The sequence below is a fragment of the Kibdelosporangium banguiense genome (genome assembly GCF_017876405.1).
In the GTDB taxonomy this organism is placed as follows: domain Bacteria; phylum Actinomycetota; class Actinomycetes; order Mycobacteriales; family Pseudonocardiaceae; genus Kibdelosporangium; species Kibdelosporangium banguiense.
Window position 1 is genome coordinate 3,969,902 of record NZ_JAGINW010000001.1, and the last position, 15,851, is coordinate 3,985,752.

Here is a 15,851-nt window from a genome sequence, read left to right on the forward strand (position 1 = left end):
CCGTCCGGGTGGACCGGCATCAGATCCAGATGGACGTCACCCGGGCGCAGCAGTAAGATCGTCATCTGGTCGACGCCTCAACCCAATAACCGAAAGTGATTCGGGAATTAGCTCAAACGGGTGTCGGTGCATCACACGTCTGGTCCTTGCGGACCGTATGAGGTCCCGCCAGAGTTGTCTGGGTTCACTGGCAATCCGCTGGATGGGTCAACGGGGTAGGGGCGGTTCGGACGAGTCATCGGTCCCGCCGCGGCTCCGTTGCACTCGTCCACTCGGCTCACTCCTCTCTGGAGTAAATCCGCATGGGTGATCCCCACTTTCGGCACGAGGCGCTACAGCGCCTGACGGTATGAGATACAGACACTTCGTGAGCACTTTAGCGACCCCTTGGTATTCACCGCCGCGCGCGAAGAAGGACCTGACGGATATGGACGAATGGATATCAGTTCGACTCAACTCTTGGAACCAACGGTCGAATCGGAAGTACGCGTTGCGCGAGGAGATCCACCGGGGTCAACCGTCGAAATATCTCAGACACGGCCGACGGCACTTGTCACCGGCGCGACTGACGGAATCGGCCGAGCAGTGTCGCACCGTTTGGCTGGGCTGGTTGACACACTACTGGTGCACGGTCGAAGTCCCCAGCCACTGGCGACGCTGGCCGCCGCACTCGCACCGGCGAACCCGGGTACCTGCATCGTTCCGGTTGTGGCCGACCTGGGGTGTTTCGCCGACGTCGAACGCCTGATTCATCGCGTTCGCACGACCTACGGTCACCTCGATATTCTCGTCAACAACGCGGCGACGGTCGGGCAGCATTCCGCTATGCAGAGCGAGGACGGGCATGAGCTGACCTTCCAGGTGAACTATCTTTCTCCGGCTCTCCTGACCGCTGGACTGTTCGATCTGCTGCTCGTGGCCAGGCGTGGCCGTGTCGTCAATGTCGCCTGTGACGTCTACCGTAACGTTACGACTTTCGATCAAGATTCGCTCTGCGACCGCCGTTATCACCCTGCGGTGGCGTATGCGCAATCCAAATTCGCCCTGGTCGCGCATACTGCCTCGCTGGTCTCCGCTTGTTCCGGGACTCGGCTCGCCGTGGTGTGCGTCGATCCTGGCTTCACCGAGACGAAGTTGCAACGACAGTCATTCGGCTGGCCGGGTGCGCCCGTTAGCGCGGCGGCCGACAACGTGCTCTATGCCGTGACCAAACCGGTGAATGACAGGGGGTTCTATGTGCAGGGGAAGAAGATCGTTCAGCCCGCATCCGAAGTGCTGAATATTCCCACGCAGCGGCAACTCGACAAGGTCACCGAGGAGGTGTTGGACATGAGCCTTCCGTGGACGGCGACGGGCCCGCTTCGCATGGGCGCCTAGTTCCGGGTGGTTTCGCGCGCTGTACTTCTGGCGCAGGGCAATCATATCCGGGTGCAAATAACATCGGCGGGAGTCGACCGGGACACGTCGGCTGGCTTCCGCCTTAGCCTCCGCGAACGCTGCCGGGTGATCAGGAGACCGGGAGCTTCGCCATCGTGTCCCGCCCACCGCGCCGAATCCGGCTCTGAATGCTGGCGCATGCTGGACAGTGGCGATGGCTCGCCGAAATCCGCACCCCATCAGAGCGACGCGAAGCAGAGGATCACCTCATGCTTGAGATCGTTGGCCTCGATAATTCTGCGCAGACCGTTTACGAGTTGCTCATCGATAACCCACCGGCCACCTTCGACGACATATGCCAACGGGTCGACATCGATGACGCATGCCTGCGTAAGGTGCTCGAGAAGCTCCTATCCCTAGGGCTTGTGAAGAGCACGGCGTGCGTACCGCCCAAGTTCACCGCCACCGCCCCCGACGTCGCGCTGGAGGTGCTACTTCTCGAGCAACAGGAGCAAATCAAGCGCGCCCGTCTGTATGTCGAGCAACTCGCTGGTCGATACGTTCGCACGGCAGCGGGATGGGAGCCGACTGAACTGGTCGAGGTCGTCTCCGGCCAGCAGGCGGTGGCTCAACTCGTGGAACAGATCGTCCGCAGCACCAGTCACGAGATCCGCTTCATCGACAAACACCCGTACGTCGTCGCCCCGACCGTGCTCGCCCCAGTCGAGGCGGAGATGCTGCGGCGAGGTATCGCCTATCGTGCGCTCTACGACACCGCAGGGCTCGCAACCCGCAGTATCCAGGCTGAGATCGAACCGGCGATCGCCATGGGCGAACAGGCGAGAGTGCTACCAGAGGCACCGGTCAAGTTGATCTTGTCGGATCGCCGTCTCGCACTGCTGCCGCTGCAGTCCAATCCAACGATGGTCGACAGTGTCGTCGCCGTTCATCCTTCCGCGATACTGGACGCTCTCAGCGCGCTGTTCGAGGCACTGTGGCGGACGGCGTTGCCGATACCCGCCGACTCGACGAGGCCGGTAGGTGCCAGTTCGCTCACCCCTGAGGACGCCCGGCTCATCACCTTGCTGACGGCCGGACTTCCGGACCAGGCGGTGGCCCGGCAGCTCGGTTTGTCCTACCGGACGTTCCAGCGCAGATTGGGTGCCCTGATCGAGTTTCTGGGCGTCCGGACCCGGTTTCAGGCCGGGTTGCAGGCCGCGTTTCACGGGCTGGTCCCACCCCCGTCGTCGCCCGCGGACCAGCCGGGGGCCCAGGCGCCACGCGAATCGGGGCCGGCCGGCGGGGATCAAGATCGGTCCGGTCAGGGGGCCAGTTGACTGGCCGCTTTTCGCCAGTGGCCGGCCGAGGCAACATCAACGCAGCGATCCTGTGCGCCAGTCACCGATCCGTGAGTGTGACGCGCCATGGTGAGTGCGTTCTGGAAACCACTGGGGAGGTGCGGTGATGCGAAGTCCTCAGTGCACTCACACATTCCGTTCGTCAGCTGCCTGGCTCACATGTGCACTGGCGCGGCCGGCCGAGGAGTCCCCAGATGACCACGAACGTCCGTCGCGTGATCGGTATCGACGACGTACCCGCCGTCACCACGCGAGGTGGCGACATTCGCTTGCTGCTCACACCCGGCACGGTCGGCGCGTCGACCGGCTTTCTCGGCGTCGCGATCCTCAAGCCGGGCGAACGGATCACCGAGCACTACCACCCCTACTCCGACGAGTTCCTGTACGTGGTCTCCGGTGATGTGACCCTGGATCTCGACGACGAGCCGATCACCATGTGCACCGGCCAGGGCGTACTGGTGCCGCGCTACGTCCGCCACCGCGTGCGCAACGCCGGTGACGTGGAGGTGCGCGTCGTGTTTCATCTCTGCCCGCTGGCGCCACGACTCGACCTCAGTCACGTGTACACCGAGGAGATCCCGTGACCCGCAACCCATTGTCTGTTACGTCCAATTCGGACAGAAGGTCGAGTGTGGCGTAGACGTGGGTTCGGCTCGATTTGACGCGTACGTCAAATCGAGCCGAACCCATCCACTTGCGGATCATTCACTTGGCGCGGCTGCGGCCATTGAGCGTTTGGGCGAGATCGGGCCCAGGATGCGTCGGTGCCCGGCGAACCAGACCCGGGATTCCTCGGAGCCCAGGCCCGGCCCGCCGGGCACCGACGCATCCACCTCCAGTCGCCCGGCTCCGGCCTCTGGCCGGGGCGGACTCGCTATTCCAAGACTCAATCGCCGGAGCCGCTAAGCCGGCACGAGTCCCGTACGAAGGCGACGACCTCAAGGGCGACCCGCTCAGGGTCCTCCGCGTGTGGATAGTGACCTGCGTCCGGCACCACCAGCACGGTTGCCGGGCCGCCCAGTCGGTCGGCCGTGAGGCAGGCCTCGGCGGCGGGATCGGGACAGTCCGGATCACGGTCGCCGATGACCACCAGTGCTGGACATCCGGCGTCGGGGAGTGCCCGCTCGGCAGCGGTATGATCACTCTTGATCATCTCGCGGACCGGGTCGAACCGGCCCGGCTCGGCCAGGCTGACAGCAAGTTCACGGCGCCGCTGTTCGAAGTTGGCCGGTTTTGTGGCGAACAGCGTTGGCCAATAGGACATCCACAATGTCCGGCCCAGCCCGGGCAGCATGGCCAGGCTCGTCATCGTCCTTTCCAACGGGTCATACGAAGGGGCCTTGACGAATGACCGGCTCAATACGATTCCGGCCACGGCGTCAGGCGCTTTGGCCGCCGCGATGACCGCGGCTGCGCCGCTGTAGTCGCTGCCCAGCAACACCGCCGGCTGATCGTCCAGCGCTCTGCAGACCGCGAGTAGGTCGTCCGCCACGTCGTTCGCCGTGTAAGACGGCCAGTTGGTGCTCGACTGCCCGTGGCCCCGCAATTCGACCGCCGCTACCCGGAGACCGCCGGCGAGAAGCAGGCGAGTCAGGTCGGTGAAAGTGCTTCTGAGATCACCAATTCCAGGAGAGCAAACGACAAGTGGTCCTTCTCCGGCGACGGAGTAGGCGAGCGTCCCCCCGGGGCGCTCCAGAAACTGGGTGCCGCTCATGGTGCCCTTCCTGCATGCCGATGGGTATCGGCCGGCACGTCAACTCCTGCCGGTCGATACCCATCGGGCGATGCTGCACTGGGTTGTCGTGTCCGAGGCTGTCAGCAGCCGATGCTGACGCTCTTCTTGATCCCGAGGTGTTTGTCGGAGAACCACCCGGACACGCCACAGTGATCGATGTGGACCCCTGCGCGCAGACCGTCGATCCGCCAGTCGAGATGCAGGTGTGATGCCGCCGGCTGGGGCAAAAGCGGACTGGCATTCGCTCCCGCCGCGATGGCGACAGGGATGGCGGTTACGGCCATGGTCGTGAGGATGACCCTTACCATTCGACGCACGCTGGTTTCTGCCTTTCGTCGTTGTTCTGGCTCGGGTGATTCTGGAGAAGGTGGCGGCGGCGCCGAAAGAGGCCGGATGGCTGGCCTTTCCCTTACTGCAACCGGGGCGCGTCCGGATGGGTGACGCTTTCGACAAGCGCGAACACTTCGGATCGCAACTCGGAATTCTCGTCCGATACCAGGAAATGGCTGCCGGGAATGGGATCTTCGTATCGGCATGCCGTCGCCGCGACCGGAGGGCCGAAGCACCGCCACCGGCGTGCGGAAAACACACCAGCGTTGGTGTCCTCGAGATCAAGTCACACTCCTTCGAGGGTGACGGCAGCCCTGATCCACTTGCTCGGCTCGATCGCGATCGCGACTGCTCGCTGCTCAGCCAGGATCCGATCGCGCAGCAGGTCGAACTGGAAGAACGGCACGGCGTTGCCGAGGTGCGCGATGGAGCTGATCTCCGTTACATCAGTCAGACTGAGTTCCTTGGTGACGAGGCGGGCCACGCGGCCAGGCAGTTGCGGCGGCAGCAGGTATGACATGGATGCCGGATGCCAGCCGGTCATGCCGAGGATCTCCTTCATGGCCTGCCGGGCCAGAAGTGGCACTCGTTCCGCAATGGCCTTGTGGTCCTCCTCGACGGGCTGTCGCGGATCGGCCAGGTCGGCCGCGCCGAACCAGCGGACGACCTGACCGGGAGCTTGGCCGAGCCCGCTGAACCGGTTGAGCACACGGCGCACCGCGATTGAGCCGGGCACCAGCTCGGACGCCAGCACCGCGGCGCCGGCACCGTCGCCGGAGAGCACACGGCCGGACGGCCGGACCGAACTTGCGTCCCGGTCCAGCACAAGGTGCTTGACGCAGACGTCCGCCCCGACGACCAAGCCGATCAGATGCTCCTCGTCCAGCAGCCGGCACGCGAGGTCGAGCGCCTGCAACGCACCGGCGCAACCCGACTGCAGCTGGTAGGTCGCCACCTGGTCGATTCCGAGCCGGTCGGCGATCAGGTTCACCGTGGCGGGCATGAGCGCGTCCGGCGATGACGTACCGAGCACGAGGAAATCCACGTCCTGTGGTTCCAGGCCGGCCCCGGCCATGGCTTGCGCGCAGGCCTGCGCGCCGAGGTCCGTCAGGGTGTGCGTGACCTGGCCGGTGTTCAGATCCACGGCGAAGTGTCGCTGCCTGGTGCCGATGAACGCCTCGACCCAGTCGGTATCGGTGCCGAACCTGCGGGCGATGGCTTCGTTGTCAACGGGATCGCCGGGAAGCGCGGTGCCCGTGGACACGATATGGGCGGCAGGAGACACATCGGTCCTTTCCTTGTGGGAGAACAGGGTGGCCGTCATGTCGGGTGTGGCTCGAGCGGGCAGCGCCTTCGTGAGCCGGCGGTCGAAGAGCGATGGCGGCGTGCGTCCCGCATTCGTTCGAACAAGCAAGGCCGGAAATCGTTTTCGCTGCTCAAGCACGTCGCTTCGGTGCCGCTACCCTGCATGACCTGGGTCAGTGTGCTGGCGCAGCGCAAGCGCTGAAAGTGGCCAATCACGCGGCCCTGAACCCGCCGGCCGCTTTCCGCGACGCGGGACTGGGTGCGGCGTTCCGCAGGGGGCCTGCTGCGTGGCCCCTTTTTAGGTTCCGAGTCGCCAAGCAAACTATGGGCTCACGTTCCCGGAAATCCCGACGATAATTGGAGTGGATTTGGTCTCGACGGCGGAAAGGAACTGCGGAGGCGATGTCCAAGAAGCCGGCTCGATTGTCTCCGCATTTCGGCGGCTCTGTGAATGTGATCCTGGTGCGGTTCTCTTCACTTTCGTTGACGACAAGGGCAGGGACCACGAGGTGCTCACTGTCGGTGAGCTTGCCGCGGCCGCGGACGGAATCGCCCGATCGCTGCGGTCATGGGGCGTCCAGGCGGGAGACCGCGCGGTGCTTGTCTACATGCCCTCGTTGGACTTCGTGAAGGCGTTTCTCGGCTGCCTGGCGGCGGGGGTGATCCCTGTTCCGGTATGCCCGCCCAATCCGTTCAAACTCAAGCACGACATCACCGCGCTTACCACGATCGTGGAGAGTGCCGGCGCCCGGGTCGTGCTCACCAACACCGACCTCGATCAGGCGCTGAGCATGGCTGACGCGACCGTCGACCCGATGTCCTGCTCTGAGGTTCGCTGGCCCGATGTCCCGTGGTACCAGACCGATCGTTGCCTGCCGGGCTCGACCACGCCGACGACCTGGCACATGCGTGCCACCGCCGACACGCCCGCGTTTCTGCAGTACACCTCCGGCTCGACCGGATCCCCGAAGGGGGTGATCATCACCCATGGCAACCTCTGGCACGAGGTATGGGCGAATGCGAGGGATCTCGGCCTGGGATCGGATACCCGAGGGGTGTTCTGGCTGCCGCACTTCCATGATCTCGGTTTGATCACCGTCATCATCAATACCGTCGTGGGCAACTCCCTGGACACCTATCTGATGTCCCCGCTGACTTTCCTGAAGCGGCCGGCGGTTTGGTTCGAGGTGATATCGCGGGTACGCGCGACCCACACCGCGGCACCGAACTTCGCGTACGACCTGCTGGTGCGCAAGACCTCGCAGGAGCAGCGGCGGAGCTGGGATCTGAGCTCGCTGCGGCTCGTGGGGTCGGCAGGCGAGCAGGTACGCCCGGCGACGGTTCGTGCGTTCTTGGACGCCTTCGCGGACAGCAAGCTGCGGCCAGATGCGTTCTATTCCGGGTACGGGCTGGCGGAGTGCTCCGTGTCGGTGTCCGTGGGTGGCAAGACCACGCTCAGACTGGACAAGCAGGAGCTCGAGGGCGGCCGTGCCGTGCCACTCGGCGATGCCTCGAATCGGCCCGCGCTCACGTATTTCAGTTGCGGACGTGTCACCAAGCCGATGGCACGCGTACGCATTGTGGACCCGGACACCTGCCGGCCGTGCCCATCTGGACGCATCGGCGAGATCTGGGTCGACTCCCCGACCAAGGCGGCCGGTTACTGGGGACTGGCCGACGAGACCAGAGAGGTCTTTCAAGCCCGGTGCCATGGTGAGGACGCCTCACGCGAGTACCTGCGGACCGGTGACCTCGGGTTTTTCTTCGACGGTGAGTTGTTCGTGACCGGACGCCACAAGGACCTGATCATCTTGCGGGGCCACAACCTGTATCCGCAGGACATCGAGGACAGCGCGCGCCAGGCTCATCCACTTGTCCGGCCGGGCGGACTCGCCGCTTTCTCGGTCCCGCCGGACGATGACGATTCCGACGAGCAACTCGTGTTGTTCGTCGAGATCCGCAGGGACGGGCAAGGCCCAGCGGATCAAGAGGCGATCCTGCGGGCCGTTCGCCGGCGTATCCAAGAGGATCACCAGATCGCCTGTCACGCGGTGGTCCTCGGCACCGTGGGCACGGTCAAGAAGACCACCAGCGGCAAGATTCGCCGCTCGGCATGTCGACGTGCCTACCTCACGGGCGAGATCCATGCGGCCCAGACGACAATCGGGGTGTTCCAGAGTTCTCGACAGGACACGCGTGGCGTGGACGCGACACGGTGAGCGGCTTCGCAGCCGCCGGGCCGGCACAGGTGGATGGCCCGCCTCCCGATGGACCTGGGGGGATGTTCAGCCCCGAAGGGATAGCCGGCGTCGTCGCGAAGGTCCGGGAGCCGATCCATATCGTGGCGGACACCTCCGCTGGGTGTGTGGGCGTCGCCCTCGGTGGCAGACCGGTGCCTGGTGATCGCCAGGAGATCATCGGCCTGCTCCCGCCGCTGTATCCGGAGTGGCTGGGTGGCCGATCCTTCTGTGCGGCGCACCGCACACGCTTTCCCTATGTGGCGGGGGAGATGGCCAATGGCATCGCCACAACGCGGATGGTGGCCGAGCTGGCGCGTGCGGAGATGCTCGGCTTCTTCGGTGCCGCGGGCTTGGACCTCGCTTGTGTCGAGCGGGCTGTCGACGAGCTCGCCGGCCAGGTGGGCGGCGGTTCGAACTGGGGCGTGAATCTCATCCATTCGCCGCGCGAGCCGCAGTTCGAGGAGCGGGTCGCCGACCTGCTCGTGCGCCGCGAGGTCCCCCGGATCTCAGCGTCGGCGTTCATGGGGCTGACTCTTGCTGTGGTGCGGTGCGCGGCCAGCGGCCTTCGTGCCGACCACAGTGGACAGATCGAACGCCGCACTCAGCTGTTCGCCAAGGTTTCCCGCCTTGAGATCGCCGAGCGGTTCATGTCACCCGCGCCGGCCGAGTTGCTCGATGTGCTGGTGGCGCGGGGGCAGCTCACGCAGGCCGAAGCCAGGCTGGCGGCGCGGGTGCCGGTTGCCGAGGACGTCACCGTTGAAGCCGACAGCGGAGGACACACCGACAACCGGCCGTTGGTCGCGTTGCTGCCGGCGGTGCTCGCGCTGCGAGATCAGCTGACCCATCGGTACGGCTACACCCGTCCGATCCGGGTCGGCGCCGCAGGCGGCCTTGGTGCGCCCGATGGTGTCGCCGCCGCGTTCGCGCTCGGTGCCGCGTATGTCGTGACCGGCTCGGTGAACCAGGCGTCGGTCGAGGCCGGGCTGTCGGAGGATGCCAAGAGCATGCTCGCACAAGCGGACCTGGCCGATGTGACCATGGCACCGGCCGCGGACATGTTCGAGATGGGTGTCCGATTGCAGGTGTTGCGTCGCGGCACCCTGTTCGCCAGCCGTGCCGCCCAGTTGTACGAGATCTACCGAAGCCATCCCAGTCTTGAGCGGATCCCGGCGGAAATCCGCGGCAAGGTCGAACGCGACATCCTGCGTGCTCCGTTGGACGAGATCTGGTCGGAGACAGCCGGTTTCTGGCAGCGGCGTGACCCAGCGGAGCTGGCGAAGGCCGAGCGGGATCCCAAGCACCGGATGGCACTGCTGTTTCGCTGGTACCTGGGCAAGTCCAGCCGCTGGGCCATTGACGGCGAGGTGTCTCGCCGTGCGGACTACCAGATCTGGTGCGGCCCGGCGATGGGTGCGTTCAACCGCTGGACGGCAGGGAGTTTCCTGGCCAAGCCGGCGAATCGATCCGTTGTGCAGATCGCCCGCAATCTCCTCGAAGGGGCTGCGGTGATCACTCGCGCACACCAGTTGCGCACCTGTGGCGTTCCCGTGCCGGCGGCCGCGTTCACGTTCGTGCCGCGCCCGCTGGCCTGAACCAGCACACCTACTTTCCGAGGTGACGATGAAGATGATGTCCCGCGACAGCCATGTCCGGCAGCAGCCCATCGCCGTCGTAGGAGTCGGCGCTCTGACGCCGGGCTCAACGGATGTCGAAGGTTTCTGGCGTGGCGTGCTGGAGGGGCGCGACCTGATCACCGATGTCCCGCCGACCCATTGGCTGCTCGAGGATTACTACGATCCGGACCCGGCAGCCCTCGACAAGACGTACAGCCGTCGAGGGGCCTTTCTGCCCCAGGTCGACTTCGACCCGGTCGCGTTCGGCATACCGCCGAACACTGTCGAGGCCACTGACACGGCCCAGCTGCTGGCGCTGATGGTGGCCGAGAAGGTGCTCGCCGACGTGACTGGCGGCGATCTGCTCGCAGTGGACCGCGACCGGGTGAGTGTCATCCTCGGCAGCGGAGCGCTGGAACTGCTCACCACTATGAGTGCTCGAGTCCAACGTCCGGTGTGGCTCAAGGCGTTGCGCGAGAGTGGTGTCGCGGAGCCGGAGGCGCAGGCGATCTGCGACCGGATCGCAGACCACTACGTGCCATGGCAGGAAGCCACCTTCCCGGGGCTGCTGGGCAATGTCGTCGCCGGCCGGATCGCCAACAAGTTCGACCTGCACGGCACCAACTTCACCGTCGACGCCGCGTGCGCGACCTCATTGGCGGCGCTGGCGGGTGCGGTGAACGAGCTCACTCTCGGCCGGTCCGACTTGGTGATCACCGGTGGCGTCGACGCCTGCAACGACATCCCGATGTACATGTGCTTCAGCAAGACACCGGCGCTGTCGCCGACCGGGGACTGCCGGCCGTTCTCGGATACCGCTGACGGCACGGTGCTCGGCGAGGGCGTGGTCATGTTCGCGCTCAAGCGCCTGGTGGACGCCGAGCGGGAAGGTGATCGGATCTACGCGGTCATCCGTGGTGTCGGCTCGTCCTCGGACGGTCGTGCAACCGCGGTCTACGCGCCACTGCCGGAAGGGCAGGCCAGGGCGCTGCGCCGAGCGTACGATGCGGCTGGATACGGCCCGGACACCGTCGAACTTGTCGAGGCACACGGCACGGGTACCAAGGCCGGCGATGCCGCCGAGTTCGCCGCTCTGCGTTCGGTGTTCGAGAAGCCGGGCCGGCCAAGCCGGCAATGGTGCGCGCTCGGTTCCGTGAAGTCGCAGGTCGGTCACACCAAGTCCGCGGCGGGTGCGGCTGGAATGCTCAAAGCGGTGCTTGCCTTGCAGCACAAGCTACTTCCGCCGACGATCAAGGTCGAGCGCCCGAATCCCCAGCTGGACCTGGACAACAGCCCGTTGTACCTCAATACGTATGCCCGCCCGTGGATACGGGACTCGACGCATCCACGCCGGGCCTCGGTGTCCAGCTTCGGCTTCGGCGGCACCAACTTCCACGTGACGCTCGAGGAGTACATCCCCGGCTCCGGGGATGCCGGTGGCAGCCCGGCGTGGCGTGCCCGCACGATGCCCGCTGAACTCGTGCTCCTCAGTGCGCCCACCGTGCCGGAACTCGTGGATCGCGCTCGTGGCGTCGCCCAGGACGATCTGGCCCGCATCGCGCAGGAGACGCAGCAGGACTTCCGCCACGACGACCGCCACAGGCTGGCAGTGGTCGCCACCGATGCCGGGGACCTCGAGAGCAAGCTCGAGCAGGCCGTCACGCTGATCGAGAAGAACCCGGGCGCCTCGTTCTCCACGCCGGCCGGAATACACTACGGAGCCGGGCCTGCGGCAGCCGGCGAGGTCGCTTTCCTGTTTCCGGGCCAGGGCAGCCAGTACGTCGGCATGGGTGCCGACGTGGCGATGCACTTTCCAGCGGCCGCCGCTGTCTGGGACCAGGCGGCCGCGATCGACATCGGCGACCGGCCGCTGCACGAGGTGGTCTTCCCGATTCCCGTCTTCACCGATGTCGAACGTGTGGCGCAGGAACGGCTGCTGACCGAGACCGAGTGGGCGCAACCGGCCCTCGCGGTGACGAGCCTGGCGTTGCTCAACGTGCTGCGTGCGCTTGGGCTGAGGCCGGATTGCGTGGCAGGGCACAGCTTTGGTGAGTTGGTCGGGTTGCACGTCGCAGGGGCGTTCGACGACGAAACGCTGGTACGGCTGGCCCGTCGTCGGGGTGAGCTGATGCGCGACGCGGCGGCCGTCCCTGGCGTAATGGTGGCCGTTTCCGGCTCCCGCGAAGACGTCGAGGCGGTCATGGCCAGCTGCGGCGAGGAGAAACTGTGGGTGGCCAACCACAATGGACCTCGACAGGTCGTCATCTCGGGCAGTGCCGCGGCGGTCGCGACCTTGGAGGGCAAGCTCGCCAGGGCCGGGATGGCGTCACAGCGGCTCAAAGCCGCGACCGGTTTTCACAGCCCGATGGTCATGGCGGCAGGTGGCCCGCTGCTGAACTTCCTGTCCGGCATGGATATCCGTGGCCCGCGGATTGACGTGTACGGCAACGCCGACGCCACCCGGTACCCGGCGGATCCGGAGGCTGTGCGTCGCCGCGTCGCGGATCACCTCGCGTCCGGGGTGCGGTTCGTCGATCAGATCGAAGCGATGTACTCCCAAGGGGTGCGCACGTTCATCGAGGTCGGTGCGGGTTCTGCGGTCACCGGCCTGGTCGGTCAGATACTCGGCGGCCGCGCGCATACGGCCGTGAGTCTCGATCGCAAGGGCAGCAACGGTGTCACGAGCCTCTACGACGCACTGGGACTGCTTTGCGCACGAGGCATGTCGTTGGATCTGGACACGTTGTGGGCCGGCTACGCACCGGCTACGCCTCGGGCAGTGCAGAAGTCCAAGGCGGTGTTGAAAATCTCCAGTGTCAACCACAATCGTCGATATCCCCCGGCAGGTGGTGCGCAAGCGCTTCCGCTGCCGAATCCGCCACAGCCCACCGAGGATCTGCTCGCCGGATGGAGCATCGACACCGAGGATCTGCTGGGAGGACCGACCATCGACACCGAGGATCTGCTGGGAGGATCGACCATCGACACCGATGTTGTTGGTGATGGGTGGCTGCGGGTTCACGAGGATCTCGCGCGCCGAACGATAGATGCGCACGCCGCGTATCAGCGTGCGATGGCCGACAGTCACATCGCCTTCCTGAAGGTCGCCGATACGTGGGGAGGGGGTCTCCGTGCGACAGTCACGGCGCACGAGACGCCGCCGGATCTGGTGAGGCAAACGCCCGAAGATCTTCTTGCCGGGTCGAGCATTGAGTCCTGCGGACCGGATCTCGCGATCGCGCCACCGGTGCAACCGATGCAAGCCGCGCCCACCGGCATCGCCACGGCACCGGGTCCGGTGGCCACAGTGGCCACAGTGGACCCGGAAACGGTGGACCTGGAATCGGTGCTGCTGTCGGTGGTCGCGGACAAGACAGGTTATCCGCCTGACATTCTGGATGCCGGGATGGAGCTGGAAGCCGATCTGGGGATCGATTCGATCAAGCGGGTGGAGATCCTGTCGGCGGTGCGGGAGAAGGCGCCGGGCCTGCCCGATGTGGATGCCATGGAGCTCGGCAAGTTGCGTACGGTCGGCGAGATCGTCGACAAACTCCGGGAAGCACGCGAAGATCTGGTTACCGGGTCGAGCATCGGCACCGACGGGGCGTCGCCGCTCGTCCGGCTCGCTGTGCGAACGGTGGCCGCTGAGGCATCCGGTTTGGCGATGGCCGGGTTGAGCGATGGCCCGCTGGCTGTTACCGATGACGGTTGCGGTATCGCGCGCTTGGTGGTGGACGGGCTCAACGAACAGGGCTTGTCCGCCAGTGTCGTCACCGACGTTCCCCCTGACGTCGCCGGTGTGGTCTTCCTTGGCGGCCTGCGGGATGTCGACTCCGAGGAACAGGCCATGGCCGTCAACGCCGAAGCGTTTCGTACCGCGGCGGCGGTGGCGCGGCGTTTCGAGGAGCACGGTGGCGTGTTCGTGACCGTGCAGGACACCGGCGGAGACTTCGGTCTCGGTGGTCGTGAGCCGACCCGCGCCTGGCTCGGTGGCGTTGCCGCGCTCGCCAGGACCGTTGGTCAGGAATGGCCGGCCGCCAGTGTCAAGACGATCGACTGCGAGCGCGGCGGCCGGGCGGCTTCGGCGATCGCCGAGGATATCGTGCGTGAGCTCCTCGCCGGTGGGCCGACGCTGGAGGTCGGCCTGCGCGCGGACGGCACCAGGACCACAGTGGAAGTGGCCGAGGCACGTGCCGAACCCGTTGGCACGCCTAGGATCAGGCCGGAATCCGTGATCGTGGTGACGGGTGGCGCGCGCGGGGTGACGGCTGCCTCGTTGCGCGCCCTCGCTGAGGCGTGCCGACCTCGCTTTGTCCTTATTGGACGTACGCCGCTGATGGATGAACCCGCTGCGTTGCAAGGCGTTACGGATGACGCCTCGCTCAAACAGATCGTGACCGCCCTCGAGCGGCGACGGACCGGGCGGACGCCGACTCCCGCCGAGGTGGGTTCGCTGGTCGCGGCGGCAGAGGCCGCGCGTGAGATCCGGGACACCCTGGCGGCCTTGGAGCGAGCCGGATCCGAGGCGCGCTACCTCGCGGTGGACGTCAGGGACGCCAAGGCGTTGAGTGAGGCGCTCGGCGAGGTGCGGCGGAGTTGGGGGCCGATCACCGGCGTCGTGCATGGAGCCGGTGTGCTCGCCGACAAACGTGTCGCGGACAAGACCTTGGGGCAGTTCGAGAAGGTCTTCGACACGAAGGCCGCGGGTCTGCTGGCGCTGCTGGACGCGACGGCGCATGATCCTCTCGAGGTGCTGTGTGTGTTCTCCTCGGTGGTGGCGCGCTACGGCAATCCTGGCCAGAGCGACTACGCGATGGCCAACGAGGTGCTCAACCAGGTCGCGAGCGCCGAGGCAGCGAAGCGGCCGGGCAGCGTGGTTCGGTCGATCGCATGGGGACCGTGGCAGGGCGGCATGGTCACGCCGGAAGTCGAGAGCCACTTCCGTAGCCGCCAGGTGCCGCTGATTCCGGTTGCCGCCGGCGCACAGGCGTTCGTCGCCGAACTCGGTAGCCCACCGGACGAGGTCCAGGTCGTCATCACGCCAGGTGACAGTGGCGGCCAGGTGAACGGGGCTACCCACCAGCGCACCACGAGGGCGGAGATCCGGCTGAGTTCGCGAACGCATCCATACCTGGCGGACCATGACATCGCGGGTACACCGGTCGTGCCGGTGGCCATGGCGCTCGAGTGGTTCGCTGCAGCGGCACGGGAGTCAAGCCCGTCGGGGAACGCCGTGGTGATTCGCGGAATCGATGTGCTGCGCAAGATCAGCCTCAACCGTTTCGAAGACGGCGGCACACGTCTTGCCGTGCGCTGCGACGCCGGCGGTCCGGGGTTGATGATGGAGCTGCTCGGTGACGATGGCAGGCCGCACTACCGGGCGACCATGAACCCTGGCGAGGCGGGGCCCGGACCGATGACCGCCTGGGAGACTCCACCGGATCTCCGGCCGGATCTCCAGCCGGTGAAACCGGCAGAGATCTACGGCGGGCGTGTCCTCTTCCACGGCCCACGTTTCCAAGCGATCCGTTCACTGCACGGCGTTTCGCGTTTGGGAGCGACCGCTGACGTCGTAGGTCTGCAGGAGTTGGGCTGGAACAGCGGGAATGGCTGGAAACGCACAGTTTGGCGGACCGACCCCGCGGCCACGGACGCCTGCCTCCAGCTGTCGCTGGTGTGGGCCGAGCAGGTACTTGGCGGCGCCACGCTGCCGATGTCCGTCGGCGAGTACCGGTTGCACCGGGAAGGTCCGGCGGACGGGCCGATGCGGTGCGTCGTGCGGGCCAAACAGGTCTACCTCGACCGTGCCGAATGCGACATCGGGCTGGTGGACGCCGATGGATCACCGCGGGCGGAATTGCTCGCCGTGAATCTCGTGCTGCGCCCGGAATGA

9 protein-coding genes are annotated in these 15,851 nt (G+C 66.1%); 6 read left to right on the forward strand and 3 right to left on the reverse strand.

What is annotated here, in order from left to right; all coding sequences use genetic code 11:
- Positions 1 to 435 precede the first annotated feature (435 nt).
- The 3 genes from JOF56_RS18870 (at position 436) to JOF56_RS18880 (ending at position 3,319) form a co-directional block, all read left to right on the forward strand.
- Positions 436 to 1,377: an SDR family NAD(P)-dependent oxidoreductase gene (locus tag JOF56_RS18870; RefSeq protein WP_209639775.1), complete on the forward strand. Its 942-nt coding sequence runs from the start codon at positions 436 to 438 to the stop codon at positions 1,375 to 1,377.
- 269 nt (positions 1,378 to 1,646) lie between these two features.
- Positions 1,647 to 2,714: a helix-turn-helix domain-containing protein gene (locus JOF56_RS18875; protein ID WP_209639778.1), complete on the forward strand. Its 1,068-nt coding sequence runs from the start codon at positions 1,647 to 1,649 to the stop codon at positions 2,712 to 2,714.
- A gap of 215 nt (positions 2,715 to 2,929) precedes the next feature.
- Positions 2,930 to 3,319, forward strand: a complete 390-nt coding sequence (locus tag JOF56_RS18880; protein ID WP_209639781.1) for a cupin domain-containing protein — start codon at positions 2,930 to 2,932, stop codon at positions 3,317 to 3,319.
- A 302-nt stretch (positions 3,320 to 3,621) separates the two neighbouring features.
- Here JOF56_RS18880 and JOF56_RS18885 read toward each other — a convergent pair whose 3' ends face one another.
- The 3 genes from JOF56_RS18885 to JOF56_RS18895 all read right to left on the reverse strand — a co-directional run bounded on the left by JOF56_RS18885 (position 3,622) and on the right by JOF56_RS18895 (position 6,124).
- A complete protein-coding gene (locus JOF56_RS18885) occupies positions 3,622 to 4,449 on the reverse strand; it encodes an alpha/beta fold hydrolase (protein ID WP_209639784.1) in 828 nt (275 codons plus the stop codon).
- A gap of 101 nt (positions 4,450 to 4,550) precedes the next feature.
- Positions 4,551 to 4,754: a hypothetical protein gene (locus JOF56_RS18890; RefSeq protein ID WP_209639787.1), complete on the reverse strand. Its 204-nt coding sequence runs from the start codon at positions 4,752 to 4,754 to the stop codon at positions 4,551 to 4,553.
- A gap of 332 nt (positions 4,755 to 5,086) precedes the next feature.
- The gene (locus JOF56_RS18895) at positions 5,087 to 6,124 is read right to left on the reverse strand and encodes a 3-oxoacyl-ACP synthase III family protein (protein ID WP_209639788.1); all 1,038 of its coding nucleotides are present in this window, start codon (positions 6,122 to 6,124) and stop codon (positions 5,087 to 5,089) included.
- A 343-nt stretch (positions 6,125 to 6,467) separates the two neighbouring features.
- Here JOF56_RS18895 and JOF56_RS18900 point away from each other — a divergent pair, with 343 nt between their 5' ends.
- The 3 genes from JOF56_RS18900 (at position 6,468) to JOF56_RS18910 (ending at position 15,851) form a co-directional block, all read left to right on the forward strand.
- Positions 6,468 to 8,324 carry a fatty acyl-AMP ligase gene (locus JOF56_RS18900; protein WP_209639791.1) on the forward strand — a complete coding sequence of 619 codons (1,857 nt, stop codon included), beginning with the start codon at positions 6,468 to 6,470 and terminating at the stop codon, positions 8,322 to 8,324.
- A 62-nt stretch (positions 8,325 to 8,386) separates the two neighbouring features.
- Entirely contained in the window at positions 8,387 to 9,937 is a 1,551-nt protein-coding gene (locus tag JOF56_RS18905; RefSeq protein WP_209639794.1) for a PfaD family polyunsaturated fatty acid/polyketide biosynthesis protein, read from the forward strand.
- Between the two features lie 37 nt (positions 9,938 to 9,974).
- The gene (locus JOF56_RS18910) at positions 9,975 to 15,851 is read left to right on the forward strand and encodes a type I polyketide synthase (protein ID WP_209639797.1); all 5,877 of its coding nucleotides are present in this window, start codon (positions 9,975 to 9,977) and stop codon (positions 15,849 to 15,851) included.